At 68.1% G+C, this 26,337-nt stretch carries 21 protein-coding genes; 5 read left to right on the top strand and 16 right to left on the bottom strand.

The window, feature by feature from the left end; genetic code table 11:
• Window positions 1-13 precede the first annotated feature (13 nt).
• The 4 genes from AC6CID_RS15875 to AC6CID_RS15860 all read left to right on the top strand — a co-directional run bounded on the left by AC6CID_RS15875 (window position 14) and on the right by AC6CID_RS15860 (window position 3,056).
• Window positions 14-493, top strand: a complete 480-nt coding sequence (locus AC6CID_RS15875; protein ID WP_019290768.1) for a MarR family winged helix-turn-helix transcriptional regulator — start codon at window positions 14-16, stop codon at window positions 491-493.
• A gap of 63 nt (window positions 494-556) precedes the next feature.
• Window positions 557-1,066 (top strand): acyl-CoA thioesterase, encoded by a 510-nt coding sequence (locus AC6CID_RS15870; protein ID WP_006551015.1) that lies wholly within the window; start codon window positions 557-559, stop codon window positions 1,064-1,066.
• Between the two features lie 475 nt (window positions 1,067-1,541).
• Entirely contained in the window at window positions 1,542-2,141 is a 600-nt protein-coding gene (locus AC6CID_RS15865; RefSeq protein ID WP_498354191.1) for a class I SAM-dependent methyltransferase, read from the top strand.
• A 75-nt stretch (window positions 2,142-2,216) separates the two neighbouring features.
• Complete coding sequence (locus AC6CID_RS15860; protein WP_033098434.1) at window positions 2,217-3,056, top strand: alpha/beta fold hydrolase; 840 nt, start codon at window positions 2,217-2,219, stop codon at window positions 3,054-3,056.
• Window positions 3,057-3,086: 30 nt separating this feature from the next.
• On the opposite strand, the gene AC6CID_RS15855 is transcribed toward AC6CID_RS15860, so the two are convergent.
• From AC6CID_RS15855 to AC6CID_RS15790, 14 genes are all read right to left on the bottom strand, one after another.
• On the bottom strand, window positions 3,087-4,238 hold the full coding sequence (locus AC6CID_RS15855) for an acyl-CoA dehydrogenase family protein (RefSeq protein WP_006551018.1): 1,152 nt from the start codon (window positions 4,236-4,238) through the stop codon (window positions 3,087-3,089).
• A gap of 40 nt (window positions 4,239-4,278) precedes the next feature.
• The gene (locus AC6CID_RS15850) at window positions 4,279-5,796 is read right to left on the bottom strand and encodes an acyl-CoA synthetase (RefSeq protein WP_064851683.1); all 1,518 of its coding nucleotides are present in this window, start codon (window positions 5,794-5,796) and stop codon (window positions 4,279-4,281) included.
• A gap of 57 nt (window positions 5,797-5,853) precedes the next feature.
• Complete coding sequence (locus tag AC6CID_RS15845) at window positions 5,854-6,669, bottom strand: enoyl-CoA hydratase (RefSeq protein WP_498354190.1); 816 nt, start codon at window positions 6,667-6,669, stop codon at window positions 5,854-5,856.
• Between the two features lie 26 nt (window positions 6,670-6,695).
• Complete coding sequence (locus tag AC6CID_RS15840; protein WP_039586499.1) at window positions 6,696-7,544, bottom strand: SDR family oxidoreductase; 849 nt, start codon at window positions 7,542-7,544, stop codon at window positions 6,696-6,698.
• Window positions 7,544-9,496, bottom strand: coding sequence for a hydantoinase B/oxoprolinase family protein (locus tag AC6CID_RS15835; RefSeq protein ID WP_006551022.1), 1,953 nt, complete (start codon window positions 9,494-9,496; stop codon window positions 7,544-7,546). The genes AC6CID_RS15840 and AC6CID_RS15835 overlap by 1 nt, the downstream gene beginning before the upstream one ends.
• Window positions 9,493-11,595 carry a hydantoinase/oxoprolinase family protein gene (locus tag AC6CID_RS15830; protein WP_039586498.1) on the bottom strand — a complete coding sequence of 701 codons (2,103 nt, stop codon included), beginning with the start codon at window positions 11,593-11,595 and terminating at the stop codon, window positions 9,493-9,495. The genes AC6CID_RS15835 and AC6CID_RS15830 overlap by 4 nt, the downstream gene beginning before the upstream one ends.
• A 196-nt stretch (window positions 11,596-11,791) precedes the next feature.
• On the bottom strand, window positions 11,792-12,469 hold the full coding sequence (locus AC6CID_RS15825) for an SRPBCC family protein (protein WP_039586497.1): 678 nt from the start codon (window positions 12,467-12,469) through the stop codon (window positions 11,792-11,794).
• Complete coding sequence (gene cutA, locus AC6CID_RS15820; RefSeq protein WP_064060064.1) at window positions 12,466-14,994, bottom strand: aerobic carbon-monoxide dehydrogenase large subunit; 2,529 nt, start codon at window positions 14,992-14,994, stop codon at window positions 12,466-12,468. Before cutA ends, AC6CID_RS15825 begins: the two co-directional genes overlap by 4 nt.
• Window positions 14,991-15,662 carry a (2Fe-2S)-binding protein gene (locus tag AC6CID_RS15815; RefSeq protein WP_006551027.1) on the bottom strand — a complete coding sequence of 224 codons (672 nt, stop codon included), beginning with the start codon at window positions 15,660-15,662 and terminating at the stop codon, window positions 14,991-14,993. The genes cutA and AC6CID_RS15815 overlap by 4 nt, the downstream gene beginning before the upstream one ends.
• Entirely contained in the window at window positions 15,659-16,573 is a 915-nt protein-coding gene (locus AC6CID_RS15810; RefSeq protein ID WP_019290758.1) for an FAD binding domain-containing protein, read from the bottom strand. Before AC6CID_RS15810 ends, AC6CID_RS15815 begins: the two co-directional genes overlap by 4 nt.
• A gap of 87 nt (window positions 16,574-16,660) precedes the next feature.
• Entirely contained in the window at window positions 16,661-18,109 is a 1,449-nt protein-coding gene (locus tag AC6CID_RS15805) for a uracil-xanthine permease family protein (protein ID WP_006551031.1), read from the bottom strand.
• 177 nt (window positions 18,110-18,286) lie between these two features.
• Window positions 18,287-19,990: a helix-turn-helix domain-containing protein gene (locus tag AC6CID_RS15800; protein ID WP_033098441.1), complete on the bottom strand. Its 1,704-nt coding sequence runs from the start codon at window positions 19,988-19,990 to the stop codon at window positions 18,287-18,289.
• Window positions 19,991-20,044: 54 nt separating this feature from the next.
• Window positions 20,045-21,148 carry an XdhC family protein gene (locus AC6CID_RS15795; RefSeq protein ID WP_006551033.1) on the bottom strand — a complete coding sequence of 368 codons (1,104 nt, stop codon included), beginning with the start codon at window positions 21,146-21,148 and terminating at the stop codon, window positions 20,045-20,047.
• Window positions 21,149-21,169: 21 nt separating this feature from the next.
• Complete coding sequence (locus AC6CID_RS15790; RefSeq protein ID WP_039586493.1) at window positions 21,170-22,567, bottom strand: amidase; 1,398 nt, start codon at window positions 22,565-22,567, stop codon at window positions 21,170-21,172.
• A gap of 141 nt (window positions 22,568-22,708) precedes the next feature.
• Between AC6CID_RS15790 and AC6CID_RS15785 the strand changes: the two genes are divergently transcribed.
• The gene (locus AC6CID_RS15785) at window positions 22,709-23,884 is read left to right on the top strand and encodes an MFS transporter (protein ID WP_039586490.1); all 1,176 of its coding nucleotides are present in this window, start codon (window positions 22,709-22,711) and stop codon (window positions 23,882-23,884) included.
• Here AC6CID_RS15785 and AC6CID_RS15780 read toward each other — a convergent pair.
• Both AC6CID_RS15780 and AC6CID_RS15775 read right to left on the bottom strand, forming a co-directional pair.
• The gene (locus AC6CID_RS15780; RefSeq protein ID WP_052227354.1) at window positions 23,854-24,771 is read right to left on the bottom strand and encodes an alpha/beta fold hydrolase; all 918 of its coding nucleotides are present in this window, start codon (window positions 24,769-24,771) and stop codon (window positions 23,854-23,856) included. The genes AC6CID_RS15785 and AC6CID_RS15780 overlap by 31 nt on opposite strands.
• A gap of 133 nt (window positions 24,772-24,904) precedes the next feature.
• Window positions 24,905-25,876 carry an LLM class F420-dependent oxidoreductase gene (locus tag AC6CID_RS15775; RefSeq protein WP_019290753.1) on the bottom strand — a complete coding sequence of 324 codons (972 nt, stop codon included), beginning with the start codon at window positions 25,874-25,876 and terminating at the stop codon, window positions 24,905-24,907.
• Window positions 25,877-26,337: the final 461 nt, after the last annotated feature.

Below are 26,337 nucleotides of genomic sequence, written 5' to 3'. Positions count from 1 at the left end.
TAGACTCGGTCACATGTCCGCCACCCACGACGCGGCCGGCCCCGATCGGCTCGGACACCTCCCGAGCTATCTGATGACCCTGGCGGCGCGACACGTGCATCGCGTCGTGTTCGACCGCCTCGATTCCGCCGATGCCCGAGGTCACCACTACCGGATCCTGGCCGCCCTCGAGGTACACGGTCCGTCCAGTCAGATCGACCTCGCCCGTCGCTGCGGACTCGATCGCAGCGACGTCGCCGCCGCCGTCGACGCACTCGTCGACCGGCGTTTCGTCGAACGAGCACCCGACCCGACCGATCGGCGACGCAACATCATCACCCTCCCCCAGCGCGGGCGCCGGCGACTGTTCGATCTCGACCGGATGCTCACCGCGGCGCAGGACGAGGCGTTCGCTCCCCTCGACGCGGCCGAACGCGCACAGCTCACCGCCATGCTGACCAGAATTGTCGAGTATCACACCAGGCCTGCGCCGATTTCCGCGCAGCAGTCGTAGGCTTGTAGAGGTGCATCCGGCGTAGATCCCGCCGTGAGCACGATCTACGAAAGGACCATCGGCGTGCAGGCCAAACCTTGCCGAGAATCGCGAGTCGTCAAGACCAGCAGGGTGTTTCCCAACGACGTCAACGACCACAACACGTTGTTCGGCGGGAAGCTGATGAGCGACATCGACATGACCGCGTCGATCTCGGCGACCCGTCACAGTCGTGCCTCGGTTGTGACGGCGTCGACCGATTCCGTGGCCTTCCTCGAACCCGTCCGTCCGTCCGATTCGGTGTGCCTCGAGTCGTTCGTGACGTGGACCGGACGTAGCTCGATGGAGGTCTTCGTCAAGGTCACCGCCGAAGATCTGCGCAGCGGGGAGCGGCGCATCGCCGCCACCGCCTTCCTCACCTTCGTCGCCGTCGACGACGGCGGTCGAACCATGCAGGTCCCACCGGTGCTGCCCGAATCCGACGAGGAACGCAAGCTGAACGAGTCCGGTGACGAGCGGGCGGAGCACCGCCGCATGCACCGCGCGCAGAGTCAGGAGATGGCGAAGTATCTCACCACGAGCCGGCCGTGGTAGGTGCCTTCACCCGGTGAAGGTCCGTCAACGGCCCGTCGCGAAGGCCGGCGAGCAGCCTCGTGAGGTAGATCGGGCAGTGGGACACTGCGCGGACGACATTCGCAGCATCCTCGGGTGGTACGGCGTCGAGTCGCCGGCTCGCGTTCCGGAGGATCGGTCGTTGGAGCCGTGCCCAGGCCCGCTCACCGAGCACCCGCGCCGCTGCCGCCAACGGAAACTGCGCAATGAACGACAAGCCGATACGGAACTCCCTCCATGAGAAACGTTTCCGACCGCGACTCGGACTGACAGCAGCCGGCGAACGTGCACGGCCATAGCGTTCGAGTTCGAACCCGACCTGTCCACGGAGGGAGTTCCCGACGATGTGGCAGGTGCCCCAGCCCGATGCGTCGAGTTCACGCTCGATACCGTCGGCGATTCCGCGGACCCGATCTCATGCACCCTGACACGTTCCCGACGACGAGAAAGGAGCATCGTGACCGAGTATTGGAATCACAACACGGCCTTCCACTCGGAGTTGCTCGCAGCGGTTCCGCACCGTGACAGCAGCGTCCTCGATATCGGCTGCGGCGACGGACTTCTCCTTCGGAAACTCGCCACGGCAGCTGCATCGGTCACCGGCATCGATTCGGATCACTCGGCTGTCGCCCGAGCGCGCGCACGCCTTGCCGACACCCCCGACGCGCACGTCGTCGAGGGAGATGTCCTCACCTCGTCGGAACTCGATGATCGGCGCTTCGACCTGATCACGTGCGTCGCCACCCTCCATCACATGCCGCTGATCATCGCGCTCGAACGCATGCGAGAACTTCTGGCCCCGGAAGGGAGCCTGCGCATCGTGGGGCTGTCTGCCAACAAGACCGTGATCGATCGGCTCGTCGCCGGGGCCCTTGTTCTTCCCGTTCGCGTAGCGAGCACCATCCACCACGAATCCGGCTACCCCGGCATGACGACCGAACAACCCCGCGAGTCACTCGCCGATATCCGTCGCGCGGCCGCGATGGTGCTGCCCGGAAGCCGTATCCATCGACGCTTCTACTACCGCTACACGCTGGACTGGACCAAGCCCCTCTGAGGGAATCAGTGAAATCCCGGTGATCGGCGTCGAACTGTGGAAGTATCTCGACGACTCGACGCGAAGGGGGATCGCGTGTTCGACATCGAGCTTTCGGCAGGAACGATCGAGTACGAGGACACCGGTGGCGACGGACCGGTTCTCGTGTTCATCCACGGTCTACTGATGGACGGAACCGCGTGGCGAAACGTCGTGGAACAACTCCGCGGCACCTACCGCTGCATCGCGCCGACCTGGCCTCTCGGCTCGCACCGCATACCGATGCGCCCGGAGGCAGACCTCACCCTCGTCGGCATGGGCCATCTCATCGGGGAGTTCCTCGACGCTCTCGACCTGCGTGACGTCACGCTGATCCAGAACGATTGGGGCGGCGCCCAGGCCTTCTTCGCCGTGTCGAATCCCGAACGGGTCTCGCGACTCGTGCTCGCCGCGTGCGAGGCATTCGACAACTACCCTCCCGGCCCGGTGAAACGACTCCTGCCGCTGGTCAAGCTTCCGGGTGGGGTACGCCTGCTCATGGCGGTGCTCGGCACGAAGTTCGGCCGGCGTGGCCCCGGCACCTGGGGATGGATGAGCAAACGTCCGGTACCCGGCCCCGTCATGGACGCCTGGTTCCGCCCGGCCACCGTCGACCGGAACATCCGGCGTGATCTGGCCAAGTACGCACTCTCGGCCCCGCCCAAGCAACAGCTGCTCGAGATCGCTGCGAAAGCGGCGCAATTCTCCGGGCCGGTGCTGGTCGTGTGGGCCACCGAGGACCGCATGATGCCGCGCGATCACGGGCGACGCCTCGCCGAGGCCTTCCCCGACGCGCGGCTGGTCGAAATCGACGACAGCTACACCCTGCTGGCCGAAGACCAGCCCGAGAAGCTCACGGCGGCGATCGAAGAGTTCTTGACCGCCACAGCACGCTGAGACGTCCCGCATCCGGATACGACTCGGCGGTTACAGCGCCCGCGCGATGATCTGCTTCATGACCTCGTTCGCGCCGGCGTAGATCCGCTGGACGCGCGCGTCCTCGTACATCCGCGCGATGAGGTATTCGCGCATGTAGCCGTAGCCGCCGTGCAACTGCACGCACCGGTCGATGACCTCGCACTGCTTGTCGGTCAGCCAGTACTTGACCATCGCGGCATCGGACGGATCGAGTTGGCCCTTCAGGTGCTGCTCGATGCAGTGGTCGAGGAAGATGCGGCAGGTGCGGGCGATGGTTTGGCACTCGGCGAGTTCGAAGGCCGTGTTCTGGAACTCGAACAGGCTGTGCCCGAACGCCTGTCGCGCCTTGGTGTAGCGGACGGTCTCCTCGACGGCCCGGTCCATCGCACCGGCGGCCTGCGCGCCGATGATCAGACGTTCCTGCACGAGCTGTGCCATGAGCTGACCGAAGCCGAGACCTTCGGATTCGCCGAGCAGGTTCGTCACGGGCACGCGCACGTCGACGAACGACAGCTCGGAGGTGTCGGCGGCGTGCTGGCCGACCTTGTCGAGCACACGGCCCACCGAGAAGCCCGGGGCGTCACGGAGATCCACGATGAGCAGCGACACACCCTTGGCGCCTGCCTTCGGGTCGGTTTTGACGGCGAGGACGATGACGTCGGCCGAAGAACCGTTGGTGATGAAGGTCTTCGAGCCGTTGACGACGTAGTGGTCGCCGTCGCGCACCGCGGTGGTCTTGATCGCTTTGAGGTCCGAACCCGCGCCGGGTTCGGTCATGCCGATGGCACCGAGGATCTCGCCGGTGGCCATGCCCGGCAGCCACGTCTTCTTCTGCTCCTCGTTGCCGTATTCGAGGATGTAGTGCGCGACGATGCCGCTGTGCACGGAGTTGCCGAACGCGAGATCGCCGGAGTAGCCCTGCGCGTCGAACACCGCGAGGTCGTGCGCGAAGGTACCGCCGCCACCCCCGTATTCCTCGGGGATCGAGCAGCACAGCAGACCGAGTTTGCCGGCCTCGAGCCACACCTCACGATCGATACGACGCTGCGAATCCCACTTCTCGGCCTTGCCCATGACCTCGCGATCGAAGAACTCGCGCGCGAGATCGTAGACGGCAGAGACCTCGTCGTCGTACCAGGAGGCGACGTGCTTCTTCGGCATCGGGTTCGGATTTCCTTTTCGCAGTGTTCGGTCGGAGTGGTCAGGATCCGCGCAGTTCGCGCTTGAGGAGCTTGCCGCTCTGGTTACGCGGCAGGACGTCGGCGAAGCGAACGGCCTTGGGCACCTTGAACGGTGCGAGGCGCTGCTTGACGTGGTCGATCAAGGTGGGCTCGTCGAGCTCGTGACCGTCCTTGAGGACGACCACCGCGGTCACCGCTTCGATCCATTTCTCGTCCGGAGTACCGATCACCGCGACCTCCGCGACGGCCGAATGCGTGTAGATCGCGTCCTCGACCTCACGTGAGGCGACGAGGATGCCACCGGTGTTGATGACGTCCTTGATGCGATCGACGACGGTGATGAAGCCTTCGGCGTCGCGGGTGACGAGGTCGCCGGAGTGGAACCAGCCGTCGCGAAAGGCCTCCTCCGTCGCGGCGGGATTCTCCCAATAGCCCAGGCACAGTTGCGGTGAGCGGTACAGGATCTCACCGGGTTCACCGTCGGGGACGTCGTTGCCGTCGGCGTCGACGACGCGGGTTTCGACGAACAGCACGGCCCGGCCGCACGAGGCGGGACGCGCGTCGTGTTCCTCGGGGCGGAGGACGGTGGCGAGCGGACCGATCTCGGATTGGCCGAAACAGTTGTAGAAGCCGAGCTCCGGGTAGCGGCCGCGGAGTCGCTCGAGGACGGTGACGGGCATGATCGACGCTCCGTACTGCGCCTTGCGCAGCGACGACAGGTCGCGCTCGTCGAGGTCGGGATGGTTGGTCAGCGGCACCCACACCGTCGGGGCGAGGAACAGCGATCCGATGCGCTCCTCCTCCACCAGCCGCAGGATCTCGGCGACGTCGGGTGCGGGCAGCAGCCGCACGGTCGCACCGACCGCGAAGTACGGGATGAGGAAGACGTGCATCGCCGCGGAGTGGTAGAGCGGCATGCACACGAGCGGGTCGTCGCCGGCCGACAGGTCGAGCGCCTCGATCGACGACATGTATTCGAAGGTGAGCGCCTGGTGGGTCATCATGGCGCCCTTGGGCTTCGACGTCGTGCCCGAGGTGTAGAGGAGCTGGACGAGGTCGGTGTCGGCCACGGCGACGTCGAGCGTCGGCACGTCGCCGGTCTGCGCGACCGTCACCAGGGAGTCGTCGGCGTCGCGGAGCGGGACGACGGTCTCGGCCGGCACGTCGGCCAGGACGGCGTCGAGATTGTCGCGCAACACGGGGTCGACGAGCACGGCTTTCGCGCCCGACTGACCGAGCAGGTACGACAGTTCCTCGCCGCGCAGTGCGTAGTTGATCGGCACGTGCACCAGGCCGGCGCGGGCAGCGGCGAGATATCCGATCGCGTAGCCGTCGGAGTTGGTGCCGTAGGCGGCCACGCGGTCGCCCTTGGACAGGCCCAACGAGAGCAGGTGCGCAGCGGCACGGGTGACGGCGTCGTCGAGTTCCCGGTAGGTGAACTGCCGGTCGCCGAAGCGGAGTGCGACGCGGGCGGGATAGCGCGCGGCGGTGCGGTGGAGGATGCCGTCGACGGTGCTCTGACGCGGGTCGGGGGTCATGCAGTGAACTTTATAGGACGTCCAACCAACTAGTCCAGACCTAGCGATCGCTCGGGATCAGCGGTCCATCCAGACCGGTGCCCGCTTCTCGAGGAAGGCCGTCATCCCCTCCTGCGCGTCGTCGATCATCGCGTTCGACGCCATCGTCTCCGCCATTGCGGCATAGGCCGTCTCTTGCGGCAGATCGATCTGCCGGTAGAACGCCTCCTTGCCGATCCGCATCGTCTCGGGGGACGACGTGGCGATCTTCAGGGCGAGCTCAGTGGTCGCGGTCTCCAGCGTCTCCGGTTCGACGACGTAGTTCACCAGGCCCCAGTCGGCGGCGGTCTGCGCGTCGATGGTGTCGCCGGTCAGCAGCATCTGCAGCGCCCGCTTCCGGCCGATCGCGCGGCTGACCGCGACCATCGGCGTCGAGCAGAACAACCCGATCCGCACACCCGGGGTACCGAAGCGAGCGTCGCCGGCAGCGACGGCGAGATCGCACGCAGCGACGAGCTGGCATCCCGCCGCGAGCGCCGTGCCCTGCACCGATGCGATCACCGGTTGAGGGATCGACTGCACGGTCCGCATCATCTCGTTGCACGTCTCGAAGATCGCGCGTTCCTCGTCGAGCGTGCGTCCGATCATCTGACGCAGGTCGTGCCCGGCCGAGAACACCGGGCCTTCCGCGCGGACCACGATCACCTTCGTGTCGGCCGCGAGCGCCGTCAGACCGGCGATGACCTCGCGCATCGTCTCCACCGACAGCGGGTTGCGCTGCTCCGGGCGGTCGAGGGTGAGCACCCCGATACCGCTGGCCTCGTCGACAGCGATGAGCACGGGCGGGGGCAGGGTGTCGACGGCGTCGGGGCCGTCCGCAGAGCGATCCGTCACGTTCCCTTTCCTACACCACCGGCGGGTTACCGGCGCGGCATCGACGAGACGAGATCCGCGACGCGGGCGGGCGCCCGACCGAGCAGCGCCGCCGTCACGGCGCTTCCCGCGACGAAGCCGTGATCGTCGTAGAAGTCGAACATCGCCGCCAGACGCTCCCGGGTATCCGCGGGCAGGTCGCGGCCGTGGCGCTCCATCCACACCGGGACGGACACCTGCTCGATCTCCACCGACCGCCCGGCGACCGCGCACAGCTGCCGCACACTCACCGAGTCCGGTCCCCCGAGCTCGTAGGTGGCGCCGTGGTGGATGTCCGTACCCTCGACGAGGACACGGGCCGCCACCGTCGCGACGTCCGACAGGGCGACGAACGAGAACGGCGCGTCGGGGTCGTAGGGGACGTCGAGTGCATCGACCGAGCCGTCGAGGACGGATGCGAAGTTCTCCGTGTACGCGCAGGGCTGCAGAACGGTCCACCGCACCCCGGAAGCGTGCAGGATGTCCTCGCAACGCGCCTTGTCGAGGTGGTGCGGCATCGCCGGCGTGTACGGCCAGGCGACGGAGTGGTAGACGACGTGATCGACACCTGCCTCGGCCACCGCCGCGAGGAACCGTTCGAACAGCGCCGGTTCGTCGGGGTGCATGTTCGGGGCGATGAAGTAGACGCCACGGCAGCCCGACAGGGCGTCGACGAGCCCGGCACCGGTCTCGAGGTCGACAGCACGATCCCCCGCCTGCCGAGCGGTGTGCACCACTCGGCGGACGGGGGTCGTGTCTGCTGTCTCCAGCGCCGCGATGACAGCCGTTCCGGTCTTCCCCGCGGCACCGATCACTGCGAGATCGGTGCCGCGGGAGAAAGTGGCCGTCGTCGACATCAGTTGCCGATGAAGTCGTACTCGGCGAACTCGGCACCACCCGACAGGCGGGCGTAACCGGGACCGCGGTCGAAGAAGGGCTCTTCCTCGCCGCGCTCGGCGCGCATCTGCGCACGCAGCGCCTCGGTGGCCTCGACGTCGGCGACCGGCTCCTCCGCCGAGGTGTCCTTCAGGATCACGCCGTAGTCGTCGCGGGCGCCCTCGACGGACACCTTGCGCCACAGCACGTCCCGGACCACCTCGTCGATCGGACGATCGAGCGGGTCGCCCCAGCCACCGCCACCGGTGGTGCGGATGCGCACGACCTCGCCGGCCTTGATCGGCTCGGCGTCCGTGAGGGCGTCGAACTCGCGCTCGTTCGGGCCGCCGGGATCGAGGGTGACGGAGAACGGCTTGCCGGCCTTGCCGCCCTTGACGCCCCAGCAGGCGAGGATCGAACGGTCCGCGATGGACATGAAGTTCGCATCCTTGAGCATGCGGATGTGCTTCTCGTAGCCGAGACCACCGCGGTAGCGGCCGGCCCCACCGGAATCGATTGCCAGACCCAGCTTCTCGACGATGAACGGGAAACGGCTCTCGGTGAACTCCGTGGGCAGGTTCCGCGAGTCGGGCACCACGTGGATGGTGTCCTCACCGTCGGCGTAGTGCCGGCCGCCGGAGCCGCCGCCGAGCACCTCACGCATGAGGTAGGAGTGGCCGTCGAAGTCCTCGCCGTACACACCGGTGTAGCGGATGGTCTCCTGGTCGGCGGGCATGTTGCCGTCGACCGCCTTGGCGACCACACCGGAGAGCACACCGAGCAGACGCAGGATCACGAACGTGCGAGCGTTGGTGGGAGCGGGGAAGATCGGCGTGATGAGCGTGCCCGGCTCCGGGAACCTCATCTCGATCAGCGGCACGACACCTTCGTTGACGTCCAGTTCCGCCATGCGGTCCGGGGTGTCGGCCAGGTTGCGGAGGATCGGCGCCAGCCACTTGATGAGGAAGTTGCCGTCGGCGTAGTCACCGCAGTGGTTGATCGGGCCCTTCGCCTGCGGACCGGTGCCGTTGAAGTCCAGGATCAGGCGCTCGCCGCCCTCGTCCTCCGGGGAGGTCTTGGTGAGGGTGATGCGCTGCACGTGCAGCATGGGCTCGTCCACACCGTCGTGCTCGGCGTAGTCCTCCCAGGTGTACGTGCCCACCGGGATCTTGCTGAGGATCTCGCGGCGGTAGGTCTCCGTGGTGGCGTCGAGGATCGCGTCGAAGCAGGCCTCGACGGTCTCGACACCGTAGCGTTCGAACAGTTCCGACAGTCGACGCGCACCCATGAGGCACGCCGAGCACTCGGCGTCGAGGTCGGCGGCGAGCGAATCGGGCATGCGGGAGTTGCGGGTCATGATCCGCAGCGCCGCCTCGTTGGGAACGCCCTGGTCCCACAGCTTGATCGGCGGGACCATCAGTCCCTCCTCGTACACGGTGGTCGCACCCGAGGGCATGGAGCCCGGGCAGCAACCGCCGATGTCGTCGTGGTGGCCGAAGGCCTGCACGAACGCGACCACCGAAGGCTCGGTGTCGCCGGGGCGGGTCGCGAAGACCGGGACCGTGACGCACAGGTCGGGCAGGTGCCCGATGCCGCCTTCGGAGAGGTAGACGTCGTTGTGGAAGAAGACGTCGCCGGGCTTCATCGTCTCGAGCGGGAAGTCCCGCGCCACCGGATGCACGAGCGCCGAGTACGAACGACCGGTGAGCTTGCGCAGGTTGCGGTCGTGGATGCCGGCACGGAAGTCGTGGGCGTCGCGGATCATCGGCGAGCGCGAGGTCCGGGAGATGGAGGTCTCCACCTCCATCTCGACACTGGCGAGGTAGCCGGCGACGATCTCGACCAGCACCGGATCGGGAGCGCTACCCGAAGCGTCGGTCAGCCGGAAGGGCTTGCGGGTCGTGGCCGCGGCGGGTTCGAGAGTCGCAGTCATCGGGTGGCTCCGTTCGAGTCGGACGTCTTGCTGAGGCGGATGTTGCCGAAAGTGTCGATGCGAGCGCGGAATCCGGGATGAACCGGGATGGTCGAGCTGAACTCCTCGATCACGGCGGGACCTTCGAGTTCGTCGCCGGCGCCGAGGCGGGCGCGGTCGTACACGCGGGTGGTGACCCACTCGTCGAAGTACGCCTGACGGGTGCCGGTGAGCGCGTCGTCCGCCCCCGTGCCCGGGGCGATCTCGGCGAGTTCCGGTCGCTTGATGGGGCCGATACCGCTGACGCGGAGGTTGACCCATTCCACGTGCTGGTGGGGATCGTTGCGGAAGTCGTAGCCGTAGAGCTCGCGATGGGCCTGGTGGAAGCGTTCGGCCGCCTCGTCCATCAGTTCCTGGGTGATGGGGCCGTCGCCGACCGGCACACGCACCTCGAAGGCCTGGCCGAAATAGCGCAGGTCCGCCGAGCGGGCGTACTGCCGCTGATCGGGCCCGAATCCCTCGTCCTCCAGGGCACGTTCGGCCTCGGCCGCGAGGGCGTCGAGTCCGGCCTGTAGTTCCTCGATCTCCAACCGGTCGTGGCGGCTGACGTGCGTCTGCACATAGTCGTTGCGGACATCGACGGTCAGCAGCCCGAAGGCCGAGACGTTGCCGGGCTCGAGCGGCACGAGGACGTCCTTGAGACCGAGGATGTCGATGAGGCGACAGGCCAGCAGCGACCCGGAGCCGCCGAAGGTCACCAAGGTGAAGTCGCGGACGTCGAGACCACGCTTGACGGTGATCTGGCGCAGCGCGTTGGCCTGGTTCCAGGCCGACACTTCGAGAATGCCCGTGGCGCACGCCTCGAATTCGAGGCCGAGACGGTGTGCGAGCTCCTCGACGCCCTTGCGGGCGAGTTCGGTGTCGAGCGGGATCTCACCGCCGAGCAGGTGGGGAGGGATGCGACCGAGCAGGACGTGGGCGTCGGTGATGGTCGGCTCGTTGCCACCCTTGGCGTAGCACAGGGGTCCGGGATCGGCGCCCGCCGACTGCGGGCCGACGCGCAGGGTGCCCTCGGGGGTCATCCACGCGATGGAGCCACCGCCGGCGCCGACGGTCACCACGTCGATCATGGGGATCTTGGACGGGTAGACACCCACGCGACCTTCCGTGGTGAGTGCCGGCTCGCCGCCGACGACCACGGTGACGTCCGTGGAGGTGCCGCCACCGTCGCAGGTCAGCACCTGGTCGACACCGGCGACGCCGGCAATCAGGGCCGCACCCAGGGCACCGGCTGCAGGGCCGGAGAGCACGGTCGTGATCGGCTGGTGCACGACCTCCTTCGCCGACAGCACGCCACCGTTGGACTTCATCACGTAGAACGGGATGTCGCGCTGTTCGCCCTCGGCGGAGGAGAACTCGCGGAGCCGGTTCGCGATGTTGTTGACGTAGTTGCGGATGTTGGGCTTGACCGCGGCGTCGACGAGGGTCGTGATGGACCGCTCGTACTCGCGGTACTCGCGCAGCACCTCGCTGGAGATGCTCACGGTCGCCTCCGGGTACTCCTCCATGAGGATGTCGCGGACGCGGCGCTCGTGCTCGGGGTTGGCGTAAGAGTGCATGAGGCACACGCCGACGGTGCGGATCTCGCGGTCCTTGAAGAAGCGGGCGGCGGCGCGGACGTCGTCCTCGTTCAGAGGACGAATCTCGCTGCCGTTGTAAGCGAGACGACCGCGGATGGTGCGGACACGGTCGGCCGGCACGATGCGGTCGGGCTTGACCCAGAAGTAGGAGTTGCCGTAGCCGTCGGGGACCGACTGGCGGGCGATCTCGAGGACGTGTTCGTAGCCCTCGGTGGTGATGAATCCGAGGGTGCCGACCTTGCCCTCGAGGAGCTTGTTGGTCGCGACGGTGGTGCCGTGACTGACGGCGTCGATCGCGTCGCCGGTCTCGCCGAGCTGCGCGAGGACCTTCTCGATGCCTGCGAGGAAGCCGATGGCCGGATCCTGCGGTGTCGACGGGGTCTTCGTGGTGACGATGGCGCCGGACTCGTCGTCCACCGCGACCACGTCCGTGAATGTTCCGCCGGTATCGATACCGACCCGAATCTTCCTGGATCCCATGTTTCCTCCTGGGTTCGTCTCGCCGGTGTCCCACCTGACGTCTGATGACATTCCACCCCCTGAGCGGCGGTGTTTCTTTGTCACATCTCGCCGAACTCGTCGCCTGGAGTTCGGGGTTCGTGCACCTGCCACCTGCAGACGACGGCACCCCCGGGCCGTGATGGCCCGGGGGTGCCGTGGAGATTCGACGAGAAGGTCAGCGTCGGGCGAGGATCGCTCCCAGGGCGACGCCCGCCAGCGCGATACCGGCGCCCACTCCCGCGGACAGCAGAACGGTTGCTACCGAAGGTGTTCCGGCCGGTACCGGTGCAGCGGACGCAGCGGCCACGGGCAGCGCGGTGGTCTTCACACCCGCACCCTCGGCGACCTCGGCCACCTCGGCTCCGTTCATGCCCGCGACAACTTCGGCTTCAGCCGCACTCGGCGCCGCCGGCAGACCGTCGGCGATCACACCGTCGATGCCGTTGAAGAACACACCGGCCATCTTCTTGGCGACACCGGTGATCATCCGTTGTCCGACACCACCGACCATGCCGCCGACGACCGCGTCCGCGTCGTAGGTGAGCACGGTGCCGCCGTCGCGTTCTTCGAGACGCACCGTCACATCGGCCTTGACCGTTCCCGGGGCACCGGATCCCGATGCCGTCATCACGAACGATTCGGGGCGATTCTGCTGCGACAGAACCACTTCCCCGTCGTAGGTGCCCTTGATGGAGGCCACTCCGGCGGTGATGGACAGCTTGTAGTGGTTGTCGTTGATCTGCTCGAGCGACTGCACGCCCGGGATCGTCGCCGCGAGAACACGGCCGTCCTGCAGGCTGTCGTACACCACGTCGGGAGGTGCCTGCAGTTGCGCGGTACCGGCGATTCTCATTCGTTCTCCTTGTTTCGGGACGCCGCGCGGGTCAGACGCAGCTCGAACAACTCCGAGGGGGAAATCGGCATGCTGGTGATCGGGATACCCTCCGCGTCCTCGACGGCCGCGGCGATCACCGCCGAGGTCGGGATGACACCGGCCTCACCGGCGCCCTTCATCCCGAGGGGATTGAGTGCGGACGGGGTGACGGTGTGGTCCATCTCGAGAGAGTCGGGCATCTCCGTCACGAAGGGCATGAGGAAGTCCATGTACGACGCGTTGAGCATCTGCCCGTGCTCGTCGTAGACGATCTTCTCGTAGAGTGCGCCGCCGATGCCCTGCGCAACCGCGCCCTGCACCTGGCCTTCGACGATGCGCGGGTTGATGACGTTGCCGCAGTCGTGCACCACCGCGTACCGGAGCACCCGGATCTCGGCGGTGACGGGATCGGTCTCGACGATCGCCGCGTGGATTCCCGACGCGAACGTCGAGGTGGGCGGCGAGTAGTAGCCGGTCGCCTCCAGGCCGGGCTGCTCACCCTCGAGGACGGGCGGCACCGACATGTCGGTCTCGGCGTTCGCGAATCCCGTTGCGCGACGGGATGCGTCGTCGAAGGCGTAGCGGAGCGGGTTCGACAGTACGGCCACGACACCGAGTGGGATCGAGGTGCCCTCCGCGCCGGGTTCGGTGCCCACCACGCACACGTGCCCCTCGCGCAGTTCGAGATCGGCGACATCGGCGTGGAGGTGGTCCGCGGCGATCTTCTTCGCCTTCTCCGCCACCATCTGCGCGGCGACGTGGAATGCGGATCCGGACATCACGGCACCGCGCGAGGCGAACGTGCCGACCGCGTACCCGAATCGGCGGGTGTCGCCGGTGACGATCTCGACATCGGAGACCGGCACACCGAGATCGTCCGCGACGATCTGCGCGAAGGAGGTCTGGTGTCCCTGGCCCTGGGTGGTCAGGCCCGTGGCGGCCTTGACCTTGCCCGAGGTCTCGATGAGCACGTGTGCGCCCTCGTACGGGCCCGGTCCCGTGCCCTCGACGTACGCTCCAACACCGATTCCGACGCGGCGGCCCTCGGCGCGGGCACGTTCCTTGTACTCGGCGAACTCGTCCCAGCCGATGAGCTTCTTGAGCTTGTCCATTCCGGCCTGGTAGTCGCCGGTGTCGTAGATGAGGGGACGGCCGTCCTGGAAGATCAGGTGGAAGTCGTAGGGCATCTCCTCGGGGCGGATGAAGTTGGTCTCGCGGACCTCGAGGACATCCTTGCCGAGATGCTTGGCGATGGCGTCCATCGCCCGCTCCATTGCGAACACGCCCTGGGGTCGTCCCGCGCCGCGGTAGGGCGTGACGATGACCGTGTTGGTGTACAGCGAATAGGCGTCCACCCGGAAGGCGCGCGGTTTGTAGGGGCCGAGCACCTGGGTGGAGGTGTTGAGCAGCACGATGATTCCGTACGGCAGGTACGCGCCGTTGTCGTGCCAGATCGAGAAGTCGAAGGCCAGCAGCCTGCCGTCGTCGTCGAACCCGACGGTGACCTCGTGGACCTGCCCGCGCTCGTGGGCGCTCGAGATGAAATGTTCGCGCCGGTCCTCGACCCACTTGACCTCGCTGGAGATCCCGGCCTGCCCCAGCTTGCGGGCGGCCCAGGTGACCATGACCTCCTCGGGCCACGGGTGGACGATCTTCACACCGAAACCACCACCGACGTCGGGGGCGATGCAATGGACCTTGTTGTGCGCCATGCCCAGTCGCGCGGCGATCGCAGCACGGGCGGACGTCGAGGTTTGGGTGGACGTCCAGAAGGTCAGCACCTTCTCGTCGTCGTCCCAGCGGGCGTAGACGCCCTTGCCCTCCATCGGCATCGACGCCGAACGTTCGATCTCGAGGTCGAGGGTCAACGTGTGCGGTGCCGCGGCGAGTTCCGCCTCGATGTCGCCGAACCCGTGCTGGAGGTGCGCCGCGACGTTGTCGGGCACATCCGGATGGACGACGTGCTCGGCGTTGCGTGCGGTGTCGACACCGACCACGGCCGGAAGGGCCTCGTAGGTGATGTCGATCAGCGCGCAGGCGTCCTCGGCGATGTACCGGTTGTCGGCCACGACCATCACGATCGCCTCACCGACATGGTTCACCTCGTCCTTGGCGAGCGGATATCCGTTGCGCGGAGCGGTGATCGCGGGGTGCGGGATGAGCAGTGGGAGATTCTCGGCCATCTCGGGCGAGTCGGCCTCGAGATCGTCGTAGGTGTAGATGGCGTGCACGCCCGGCAGTTCGAGAGCCGCATCGACGGCGATGTCGAGGATGCGGGCGTGCGCGTGCGGCGACCGGACGAAGGCCGCGGCGAGCGCGCCGTGCCCGAGATCGTCGAGATAGCGGCCGTTACCGCTGACGAGCCGGTTGTCCTCGACACGCGGGATGGGCTTGCCGAACGACTTGCCCGACTCGGTGGCACCACCGATGTCGGCGGGGGCGAGGTCGGTTGCCGTGCTCGTCGAGACCGAGGTGGAGACGGGCGAATCGGAGACGCTGGTCATGCTCGTCCTGCCTTTCCTCCGACCGGAGCGGTGGCGCCGCGGACCTTGGCGTCGAGCGAGGCGCGTGCCGCCTCGCTGTCGGGGCCGAGCGGTGACCCTCCGGACCGTTCGCGCTTGATCTCGGCGGCGCGCAGCACGGCCGCCCGGATGTTCTGGTAGCCCGTGCACCGGCAGAGGTTGCCGGCGATCGCATCGGTCGCCTCCTCGTGGGTGGGCGACGGGTTCTCCTCGAGGAAAGCGGCGATCGTGGTGACGAATCCCGGTGTGCAGAAACCGCATTGCAGACCGTGGCAGTCGACGAACGCCTCCTGCACGGGATGCAGGGTGCCGTCCGGTTCGACGAGCCCTTCGACCGTCGTCACCGAGCGGCCCTCGAGGCTCGCAGCGAGCACGAGGCACGACCGCACCGGCTTGCCGTCGAGCAGAACCGTGCACGCGCCGCACACACCGTGCTCGCATCCCACATGGGTCCCGGTCTGGCGGAGGTGATGACGGATCGCGTCCGATGCCAGCGTGCGCGAGGGCAGCACCACGGTCTGCGTCACGCCGTTGAGGGTGAAGGTCACGGCGACGTGGTGCTCGCCGGTCTCCGCCTGCAGCTCGTCGACCTGTTCGGCGACGGTCCGCCGCGAGGCATCGCGACCACCCTTGTGGATCGAGCTCGTCATCGACTTCCTCCCGTGTGCATCGGTACCCGTGTGTCGTCGCGGATCGCGTCCTGCGCGGCCGCGAAGCCGACACGGCCGGTCAGTGCCGCCACCAGCTGCGACCGGTAGCGGTCGGTGGCGTGGATGTCCGCCTCCGTCTCGACGGTCTCGCGTGCCTTCTCCGCGACCTGCTGCCAGAGCGGGTCGCGCTCGTCGTGCGCCGAGGCTCCGCGCAGGATGTCGGTGTAGTCGACGACCTGCCCGAGTTCTCCCGCGGAGACGTAGGTCATCCGGGCGGACGTCACCGCGCCGTCCTCGACCTCCACCTGCGCGACCACGCCGACGAGTGCGTAGTCGCCGTGGCGTCGTGCGATCTCGTCGATGGCGGTGCCGGTGCCCGGCCGCGCAGCCGGCACCGTCACGCTGGTGGCGATCTCGTCGGCCTCGAGGGTCGATTCGAGCGGCCCGGCGAACAGCTCGGCGGCGGGGATCTGCCGGACTCCGCGGACGGAGCGAACCGTGAGCGTTCCCCCGAGCAGCGACAGCACGGCCGGCATCTCCGCGGACGGATCGGCGTGGACGATCGATCCCACGGTCGTTCCGCGATTGCGGATGGTCGGGTGTGCGACCAACCGGAGCGCGCGGCCCAGCAGGGGCTGGACCTGCGCGACCGTCGAATCGGATTCGAGCGCTGTGTGGGTGGTGAGAGCGTCGAAGGTGACGCCGAGTTCCGGTGAAGCGGAGATCGCGTCGAGGCGCGGGATCGAGCCGATGTCGACGAGGTGAGCCGGTGCCGCCAGGCGCATCGACAGCAGTGGAATCAGTGACTGGCCGCCGGCGAGCACTTTGCCCTCGTGCGCGACCCCCGCGAGGATCTCGCAGGCTTCATCGATCGACCGCGGTCGGTGGTAGGTGAGTGGCGACGGTTTCATTGAACAGATCCTGCCCGCATAGTGTGATCGGCGTTTCGTGGAGAAGTGACAAAGCTCACCGGTCGACAATGTCAGATGTAATAGAGGTCACGCGAACTCCTTCAGCCTCCCGGCGCCGCTCTCCCCGTCGGGATCGGGCTCCGTCCGGACCGGTTCTCCCTGATCGGAGGGGGTATCGGGATCCTCGGGGGCGATGTCCTTGGGGGCGATGACCCGGCACAGGTGGTAGAGACCGATAACGACGATGGTGCCCAGCGCGATGCCGCTCAGCGAGAACGTGTCGGTGAACTCGAGGCTGGTGTCGCCGATGGCGATGATCAGGCCGGCCGCGACGGGCATGAGGTTGCGCGGGTCGCCGAAGTCGACGCCGTTCTCCTTCCAGATCTTGGCGCCGAGCAGGCCGATGATGCCGTAGAGGACCACGGTGATGCCGCCGAGCACGCCGCCGGGGGTCGCGGAGATGACCGCGCCGAACTTCGGGGAGAAGCCGAGGAGCATCGCGATGACACCGGCCGCGGCGTAGGCGGCCGTCGAGTACACGCGGGTCGCGGCCATGACGCCGATGTTCTCCGCGTAGGTCGTCGTCGGGGAACCGCCGACACCGGTGGCGAGGGCCGTGGCGAGACCGTCACCGGCCAGCGCGCGTCCCATCATGGGGTCGAGATCGGTCTTGGTGATCTCGGCGACCGCTTTGACGTGTCCGGCGTTCTCCGCGATCAGGGCGATGACGCCGGGCAGCACGAGCACGATGAAGGTGAGGCTGAACGACGGGGCATGGATGCCGACGACACCGGCGGCTTCGTCCGTGAACGGCGGCAGACCGAACCACGGCGCGGACGCGACGCCGTCCCAGTTCACGCGGAAGTGTTCGGTGACGGCGTCGGCACCGGCGTCGTAGGAGGTGATCGGTCCGCTGATCCGGTCGAGGATCCACGACAGTGCGTAGCCGAACAGCAATGCCAGGAAGATGGCGACGCGGCCGAGGAAGCCGCGCAGCACGACACTGCCCACGATCAGCGCGATCATCACCGTCAGCGCGACCCACTGATCCTGCGGCCAGTAGGTACCGGCCACCACCGGCGCCAGGTTGAAGCCGATGAGCATGACCACCGCGCCGGTGACGACCGGCGGCAGGATCTTGAAGACCAGCGAGCCGCCGAGGAAGTGGATCACCACACCGATCGCGGCGAGCACGAGCCCGGAGACCATGATCGCACCGGTGACCTCCGACGGCGAGCCGCCCTGGGCGTAGATCGCGGCGATGCCGCCGACGAAGGCCGCGGAGGTACCGAGATAGCTGGGGATCCGGCCCTTGACGACAGCGAGGAAGAACAGGGTGCAGAAGCCCGAAAGCATGACTGCGAGTTGCGGGTTGAGTCCCATGATGATGGGGAAGACGAAGGTGGCGCCGAACATCGACACCACGTGCTGGCCGCCCAGGCCGATGGTGCGGCCCCAACTCAGGCGCTCCATCGGCGCCACGACCTGTCCCGGTTCTATGTTCTTGCCGTCTCCGTGCACTGTCCAGATGGGCATATCGGACCTTTCAGCAGAGTGTGGGTGCCGATAGCGTTCACGTGGATCGTTACGCCTGTGTTGCCGATCACACGTGTACTTCGGTAGCCGCAAACGCTAACGGAGCAGCTCCGGCCCGGCGTGGGAGGAATCTGCCAGGAGCGACCTTCCGAAATTGGCAAGATCGGTGGTTGATCGTCAGGAATCGATCCCGCGCATCGCGATGATCTTGAGGGCGAGCGAAAGGTCCAGCCGCAGTTCGGGCTGCTCGGTGAAGGGACCGAGGATCTTTTCGAGTTTCGCCACACGATAGCGCAGAGTGTTGTAATGAAAATGTAACTGGCGCGCGGCTTCTGCGATGTTGATGTTGGTGGCGAGGAGCACCTCGAGGGTACGGCACATGTCCTGCGCCTCGGCCGTGCCGTCGGTCAGTTCCTTGAGCGTCTCGCGCGCGAACGACTCGAGTTCCTCGGTGTCCTCGACGAGGCTCAGCAACCGGTACACACCCAGATCGTCGAAATGGGTCACCGCCCACGGCCCGGAGATCTTGCGCCCCACTTCGAGTGCCGTGCGCGCCTGGGCGTAGAGCACCGGCAGGTCGTCGGTGGACGACGACGCACGCGAGACCCCCACACCGAACGGGCGACGTCCTCCCCCACCGGCTCCGCGCACCTGGGCGACGAGTTCGTGCACGAGGGTCATCGTGTCGCTGCCCTCACCCATGAGCACGACGGTCTCGGTCGCCAGGGCCGTGACGGACGCTCCGGAATCGCGGCCGGCGAGCGCACCCGCGAACGCGCGGGCCTGCCGTTCCACGACGGGCAGTCGCGCCGGTGCCGCCGAGGAATCGTCGTCCACGCGATCGGGTTCGACGGCGACCACCACCACCGGGCGGTCGAGATTCCAGCCGAACATCTGGGCGTGCACGATCACCTGTTCGGGTTCACCGGCGCGGCCGCGCAACAGGTCCCGGACGAAGTTGGCCCGGTGCTTCTCCTCGACCGCCGACACTGCGAGTTCACGACTGACGACGAGCGCACACACCGTCGCCGCCTGCTCCACGAGATACAGATCCGGCGCGGAGAGATCGCGTGCGGGACAGAAGAACACGAGCCGGCCGTGGTCTATGCCATTGGCGGAGATCGCGGCGATCGCCACGTACTCGTTGCCGAATCGGTGCAGACCGAGCCCGCCCTCGATCGAATCGGTCCGCACCCGGCCAGTCGCGTCGACAGCCGCCGTCGAGGACAGCCAGGCGAAATCGGACTCTTTTCCGGCCCTGTAGGTCTGGCGTCCGTCGGGCGTGGTGATCAGAACCGCCCCGCCGAGCCGGCGCGAGATGCCTTCGGCGAGCGCCCTGTGCCCACCACCCGCCATGACGATCTCGAGCAGCCCGCGACGGAGGTGATCCGCCTCGAAGACCGCTTCCACCTGAGCGACAGCCATGTCGCGGAGATCCCGCGCGAGACGATGATCCGCGACGACCTCCTCCGGCGTCGTCAGCACAGGGAGGGGAACGTCGTCCGTGAGACCCTGCGGCAGCGGGTGTCCGGTGTCGAGTCGGACCACCAGAGCCGAGACCTCGCTCCGGTCCAGCCGCGCCAGGAAGTCGGCGATCGGCACGGCGAGTCGCGCGAGCACGGTGGTGGAGGTGACGAGCAGCAGTCCCGGACGCAACCAGGGACCGATCTCGGGGAGCATCATCACCGCGACCCCGGTGACGGCTCGCGCCGTGGAGACGTCACCGGCGATCACCGTCGGTGCGACGAGGAAGCCCGAGGAGACGACGTCCGTGAGCGGGCAGGGTTCGAATGCGACCGCTGCGCTGTCCTCCGGATCGGCTGCGCTGCGATCCGGTTCGGCTGCGCTGGGCCCCGGTTTCTCAGCCTTGCGCACCGTCACAGCAATACCCGTCCACCTGCCAGTCGTTCACCCCTGCGTGGGAGACACGTGACACTAGAGGGCTGTGGCAACACCGTCAATCGCAGGCGGACAAGCCGCAGGTCGGGCAGCACGTCCCGCCGGGACCCGGTGGATGGGTCCGCGCAGTGTCGCGAGGCTGCGTCCGGTGGCACCGCGCGTGCTCACGAGGACCTCGGCGAAGATCGACACGGCCGTTTCCTCCGGGGTGCGCGCCCCGAGGTCGAGTCCGATCGGCGAGTGCAGCCGTCCCAGTTCGTCGGCGGACAGACCGGCCTCGCGCAACAGGGCGACCCGGCGCTCGTGCGTGGAGCGGCTGCCCATCGCCCCGATGTATCCGGCCTCGCAGCGGAGGGCCCGTTCGAGCAGTGGGATGTCGAACTTCTCGTCGTGGGTGAGCACCGCGACGACCGTGGTGGGGTCGATCGGCGCCGACTCGAGGAAGACGTGCGGCCACGCCACCACGACCTCGTCGGCGTCGGGGAATCGGGCGGGCGTCGCGAAGACGGGCCGGGCGTCGATCACCGTCACGCGGTAACCGGCAAACTTCCCCAGCGTGCACAGGGCGGACGCGAAGTCGATGGCACCGAAGACGTACATCCTCGGTCGCGGCGCGAAGATCGCCACGATCTGCGCACGCCCCTCGTCGACATAGACCTCCGAATCGCCGTAGGACAGGCGCAGGCGCACCTCGTCCCCGACGTCGGTGCCGTCGTCCCCGTCGAGGGTGACCACACGATGGTCGGCGGACTCCCGATCGGTAACGACGGCGACCGGCTCTCCAGCCCCGATCCGCCGTGCCACCTCGGGGAACTCGGGATAGGTCGCGGCATCGACCCGCTGCACGAACACCTCGATGGTGCCGCCGCAGGTCAGACCCACTCCGAAGGCGTCGTCGTCAGTGACGCGGAAGACCTCGGTCCGTGCACGCCCGTCGGCGAGCACGTCACCCGCGATGTCGTACAGCGCGCCTTCGATGCACCCTCCCGAGACACTGCCCACCACCTCGCCCGACCGCGAGACGGCCATCGCGGCGCCGGGTTCGCGCGGCGACGACTTCCAGGTGCGCACGACGGTTGCGAGCGCGAACGTCTCACCGTCGTCGAACCATCGCGACAGCTCGTCGAGAATGTCCCGCACAGCGGTCTCCTTACCGGTGTGTCACAGACGCGCGGCGACGGCCAGCGCGACGTGGTCGTGGAAGGGGCGCGCGACGACCTGCACGCCGATGGGCATGCCGTCACTCGTCCGCCCGACAGGGACGACGACGGACGGGAGGCCGGTGACGCTGATCGTGCGGCAGCTCGCCAGTGCCTCCTGCCAGGTGAGCAGCCGGTCGCCGACAGCGAAACGATCGTCGCTGAGCGGAGGCGCCCCGATGGACGCGACCGGCAGCACCAGCACGTCGCCCATCTCGTCGAGCAGGCGATGGATCAGCGCGGTGCGCCACGCCCAGAGGCCCTCCACCTCCCGATGTTCGGCGCGACCGGCCGTGGACAGCAGGTCGCGGATGACAGCACCGAAGCGGTCGGTCCTCGCCAGCGCGTCGATGTCGGCGTGGGTCTGGGTGGCCCTCAGCCGCCCGAACAACTCGTTCCCCTCTACCAGGGCCGACCCGCGGTATTCACGGGCACCGAGGCGCCGCGCGCTCTCGCGGACGACGTCCTCGATCTCTTCGTCGACGGGCACGGTGCCCTCCCCGGGCGCCCAGGTGATCGTCAGCGTGTCGACGTCGACGGTCGCCGGGTCGGTCCACGCGACGTGCGGTTCGGAGATCATGCGCAGGGCGAGGACGAGGTCGTCGAGGTTCCGTGTCATGGGCCCGACGGTCTGCAGCGCGCCGTGCACCGTCGTCGGATTGGCACGTACATGATCGCCGACGAGCACCCCCGGGTACTGGCCGTCCGCGGACACCCGGCCGACGGTGGGGCGGATCGAGCACAGGCCGGTGCAGTGCGCGGGCCAGCGCACGGACCCGCCGAAATCGGTGCCCAATCCGAGGACGCTCATGCCCGACGCGATCGACGCGGCTTCGCCCCCGCTGGATCCGCCGGGTGAGCGCGGCGACTCGGGGCTGCCGAGCGGGTTCACGGCCGGTCCGAACATCTCGTTGTCCGTGAGCCCGGAGGTCCCGAATTCGGGCGTGTTGGTCTTGCCGACGAGGATCGCGCCGGCCGCCTTCATCGCGGCGACGGCCGGTGCATCGACGACGGGGACGTTGTCGGCCAGCGCCCTCGAGGCGGCCGTCGTGCGCACGCCTGCGGTGGCGATGAGGTCCTTGACGGTGAACGGCACCCCGGCGAGCGGACCGGCCACCTCGCCGCGGTCGAGGCGTCGGTCGAGGGCGTCGGCCTCGGCGAGGGCACTCTCCGCCGCGACGGTGACGATCGCGTTGAGGCGCGTGTTCTGCTCGGCGATCAGGGCGAGATGGTCCTCGACGACCCGACGGGCGGTGACCTCGCGGTTGCGGACCACGGCGGCGATCGACCGCGCGTCGGCGCCGGTCCACGTGCCGGTGCGCTCGGTGTCGAGCGTCGGGGATCGACCGTCTACCGCCACTGGCCCTCCTTGGTCTGCGTTCGACGAGAACGCTATGGCCGGCTCCGGGGCCCTCCTACGTCCACACTCCACAGGAAGCCGGTCGCCGCGGTGTGAAGAGTTGATACTTTCCCGCCGGAACGGGCCTGAGAGGATCGGGGAATGATTCCGTCCTGGGCTCGTCTCGCGTTCGCCGTATTCGCGGTGAGCTGGGGCGCCAATCAGTTCGCTCCGATGCAGCTCGTCTACCGCGACCACCTGGGACTCGGCAGCGACTCGTTCACCGCCATGCTCGGCTCCTACATCGTCGGGTTGATCCCCGCCCTGCTCTACTTCGGGCGCGTGGCCGACCGGATCGGGCGTCGTCCGGTGATCCGGGCGATGATCCCGGTGAGCATCGTGTCGTCGATCGTCCTGCTTCTCGGCGCCGATATCCCGGCGTTGCTGTATCTCGGCCGGGTCCTCGCCGGATCGGCATCCGGGATGGCGTTCGGAGCCGGCACCGCGTGGATGAAGGAACTGAGCGAAGGTCCAGGTGTGGGAGCGCGCCGAGCCGCCGTCTCACTGTCGGCGGGATTCGGCAGCGGCGCCCTGTTCGCCGGTCTCATCGCGCAGTGGCTGCCCGCCCCCGACCGTCTGCCCTATCTCGTGCACATCGCTCTGATGGTGGTCGCGCTGGTACTGGTGTGGACCGTCCCCGACGCCCACCGGCCCCGCACCGTGCAGGGCTCGTGGCGCCTGTCGACGCTGTCGTCCCCGCGCTTCCGCTGGGGTGTCGTGCCGTGGGCCCCGTGGGTCTTCGGATGCGCGACCGTCTCGTTCGCCACGATGCCGCCGATCGTCTCGGGCCGCGTGGACAGCGTGGCCGTCGCGTTCACCGGCGTGGTCGCCGCCCTGACCCTGCTCACCGGTGCGTTGATCCAGCCCGTGGCCCGGCGCATCACCCGGCACGGTGAGGACCGTGGCGTCTGGACGGGGGTGGGTCTCGGTGTGCTGGGCTTCGTGACCGCCGGCGTCGCAGTGCTCGTCGACGGCCCGGTATCGGTGCTTGCCGTCCTCGTCACCGCCGTCCTTCTCGGCGGGGGTTACGGCATGCTGCTCGTCTCCGGTCTCGTCACCGTCGAGCACATCGCTCCGCCGGACGAGCTGGCGCAGACCGTCGCCGTCTTCTACTGCCTGATCTATCTGGGTTTCGCGGTGCCCTTCGTCATCTCGCTCGCCGCACCCCACGTCGGGTTCGTCGCATGCTTCGCGGTCGCCGTGGCACTGCTCGTGCTCGCGCTCGTCCCCCGGAAGTTGCTCGCCGATCAGGAAGCGACCCTCGTCGGCTCGCGCTGAGCGAGGCCGACGGGGTCCAGGCCGACGGGGTCCAGGGCGCGCACGTGCCCGAGCAGATCCGACAGCGCACCGGCGACCTCCTGGGGACGGTCGGCGAGCACGCGGTGACCGGCACCGACGAACCGCACGAGGTTCGCGTGCGGCAGCCGCGCCGTCATCATCTCCGACAACGACAAGGGCACGAAGACGTCCTCCGTGCCCGCCGCGACGACCACCGGCACTCTGGCGAGCACATCGAGGGCGGCGGACTCGTCGAGCACCGCGAAGTCGGCCAGCAGTCGCGACCAGGTGACGACGGAGGTCTCGTTCGACAGCGCCGATCCGACCACCCGCAGCCACGATTCCTCCGTGCGCCTGCGTGCGGCAACCGTGCACACCCGGCCCCCGGCGCGTTTCGACAACTCCATGACGCGCGGTGCACGCGACACCGCCCGGTGCACGATGGAGGCGGCCGGATGCCGCAGATAGCGTCCGATACCGCCGTCCGCGAGCCCCGATGCTGCGGTGGCGAACAGGCCGACACCCACGATGCGGTCGCCGACGGCGTCAGGGTGACGACGGACGTAGGACAGTGCGACCATGCCGCCCATCGAATATCCCGCCAGCACCACCGGTCCGTCCGGCGCGAGGGTCCGGAGCACCGCGTCGAGGTCGTCGGCCATCCCGGAGACCGTGCACGCCGTGACGTCGCCGGTCCCGGAACGACCGTGTCCTCGCTGGTCGTAGCGGACGATGCGCAGACCCGGCAGGTCCACCGATTCGCAGACGGCATCCCAGCTCGCGGCGTCCTGGCAGTGGCCGTGCAGGCACACGAGGGTCAGACCCGCATCCCGCGATCCGGTCACCGTGGTGGCCAACGGCACTCCGTCGTCGGCAACCACGGTCACACGAGCGATCGTGTTCGGGTCCGTACTCGACGTCGGCTCGGCCATCTCGCCTCCTGCACAGCGCATCTGCAGGAGTTGTCGCGTCGCCCTCGGGTGCCGTTAACCGCCGACATCGAATCGTGACGTCCGGTCGTCAGCGCGGGGCGAGCGCCCGGATCATCGGTGCGGGATCGCCCGAGGGCACCAGGGCGATGGCCGGGGTGGTCACACCTGCCTCGACGTAGCGCTCCACATGCTCGCGGCAGGCCTCGGGTTCGCCGTGGATCACGAGGGCGTCCACGACGTGGTCCGGGATCGCTTCGAGGGCGGCCTTGCGGTCGCCTTCCGCCCACGCCTTCCACATGCCGGCGAAATCGTCCGAACGGCCGAGGAATTCGTGGAAGGCCCGATAGACGGGGACGTTCATGTAGGCGGCGATCATGCGGCGGCCGATGGCGCGGGCGGTCTCGGTGTCGAAGCCGGGGAGCACGAAGATCCGCGCGACGATCTCCTTGTTCTCGCCGCCCTCGTGGACGTAGGGCGCCACGGTGCGGACGTCGTCGGCGGACAGCCAGTTGATGATGGCGCCGTCGGCCTCACGCCCGGCCAGACGCAGCATGCCCGGGCGCAGTGCCGCCAGCAGCACCGGCGGCGCCGGGTCGGGTACGACGCCGGCCCGGAAGCCGTCGACGGCGAAGGTGTCGTACTTCTCGGAGACCTTTTCCCCCGCCAGCGCCGCACGCAGGAACCGCAGGGTGTCACGGGCACGCTTGAACGGTTCCTCGAAGGGGATGCCGTTCCACTTCTCCACGATGACGTCGGAGGAGGTGCCCACCCCGAGCACGAAGCGGCCGGGTGCGGCGGCGGCGAGGCTCGCGGCCGACATGGCCAGCGTCGCGGGGCCGCGAGTGTAGACGGGGACGATCGCGGTACCCAGGCGCAGGCCGGGAGCCCACACGCTCGCGAGGGTCAGCGGGGTGAACGCATCGGCAGCGCCGGCCTCGGACGACCACACGTCCGTGTACCCGAGATCGGGGAGCTCTTCGATGATGCGTCGCTGGTCGGGCAGGGGGATGCCGTCGAGCGGGACGGTCAGGCCCCATCGTCGTGTCGTGTTCTCCGTCATGACCGTCACCCTAGCCACACTGTGGTTCAGGTCATATCCGGGCGTGTCCCGCCCCGGGCGATCGAGCCCGCCCCGCGCCCACTCCGGTCCTCGGTGTCCGGTCAGCTGTGTCCAGACTCTGTCCGAAGGTGCGCAAAGGAAGTCACGACGACCGCATCAGCCGATCGGTGCATTGAGGCTAAATCCTGTTGACGGCGCTCGGAAGTCGGACAGCTCCGACCACGCTGATGCCGTCCCGACGGAGGTCCGCGATCTGGATCCGCTAGTCTTCGGGCAGACAGAGGGAACTGATCTCGCGGACGACGAGGCGGTCGAGTGGGGCGACGGTCGTGATCGATCTGCCGTCCCACTCGAGGATTTAGCCGTCGGCCCAACTCCCCGGCGGCAGGTCGGGCTCCAACCTGTCGAGCGACGGTGCGTACGCCCTATCGGCGGGCACACAGCTCGAGGAATCGTCGGGG

The sequence above is a fragment of the Rhodococcus sp. GQ147 genome (genome assembly GCF_059759155.1).
Note: the sequence above shows the minus strand (reverse complement) of the source record. Positions and strands in the feature narration are given on the sequence as shown.

Excerpts from the sequence above, each read along its gene's own strand:
- AC6CID_RS15875 (WP_019290768.1), top strand. The coding sequence starts at position 14 with ATGTCCGCCACCCACGACGCGGCCGGCCCCGATCGGCTCGGACACCTC.
- AC6CID_RS15855 (WP_006551018.1), bottom strand. The coding sequence starts at position 4,238 with ATGCCGAAGAAGCACGTCGCCTCCTGGTACGACGACGAGGTCTCTGCC.
- AC6CID_RS15850 (WP_064851683.1), bottom strand. The coding sequence starts at position 5,796 with ATGACCCCCGACCCGCGTCAGAGCACCGTCGACGGCATCCTCCACCGC.
- AC6CID_RS15840 (WP_039586499.1), bottom strand. The coding sequence starts at position 7,544 with ATGTCGACGACGGCCACTTTCTCCCGCGGCACCGATCTCGCAGTGATC.
- AC6CID_RS15835 (WP_006551022.1), bottom strand. The coding sequence starts at position 9,496 with ATGACTGCGACTCTCGAACCCGCCGCGGCCACGACCCGCAAGCCCTTC.
- AC6CID_RS15830 (WP_039586498.1), bottom strand. The coding sequence starts at position 11,595 with ATGGGATCCAGGAAGATTCGGGTCGGTATCGATACCGGCGGAACATTC.
- AC6CID_RS15825 (WP_039586497.1), bottom strand. The coding sequence starts at position 12,469 with ATGAGAATCGCCGGTACCGCGCAACTGCAGGCACCTCCCGACGTGGTG.
- cutA (WP_064060064.1), bottom strand. The coding sequence starts at position 14,994 with ATGACCAGCGTCTCCGATTCGCCCGTCTCCACCTCGGTCTCGACGAGC.
- AC6CID_RS15815 (WP_006551027.1), bottom strand. The coding sequence starts at position 15,662 with ATGACGAGCTCGATCCACAAGGGTGGTCGCGATGCCTCGCGGCGGACC.
- AC6CID_RS15810 (WP_019290758.1), bottom strand. The coding sequence starts at position 16,573 with ATGAAACCGTCGCCACTCACCTACCACCGACCGCGGTCGATCGATGAA.
- AC6CID_RS15805 (WP_006551031.1), bottom strand. The coding sequence starts at position 18,109 with ATGCCCATCTGGACAGTGCACGGAGACGGCAAGAACATAGAACCGGGA.
- AC6CID_RS15785 (WP_039586490.1), top strand. The coding sequence starts at position 22,709 with ATGATTCCGTCCTGGGCTCGTCTCGCGTTCGCCGTATTCGCGGTGAGC.
- AC6CID_RS15775 (WP_019290753.1), bottom strand. The coding sequence starts at position 25,876 with ATGACGGAGAACACGACACGACGATGGGGCCTGACCGTCCCGCTCGAC.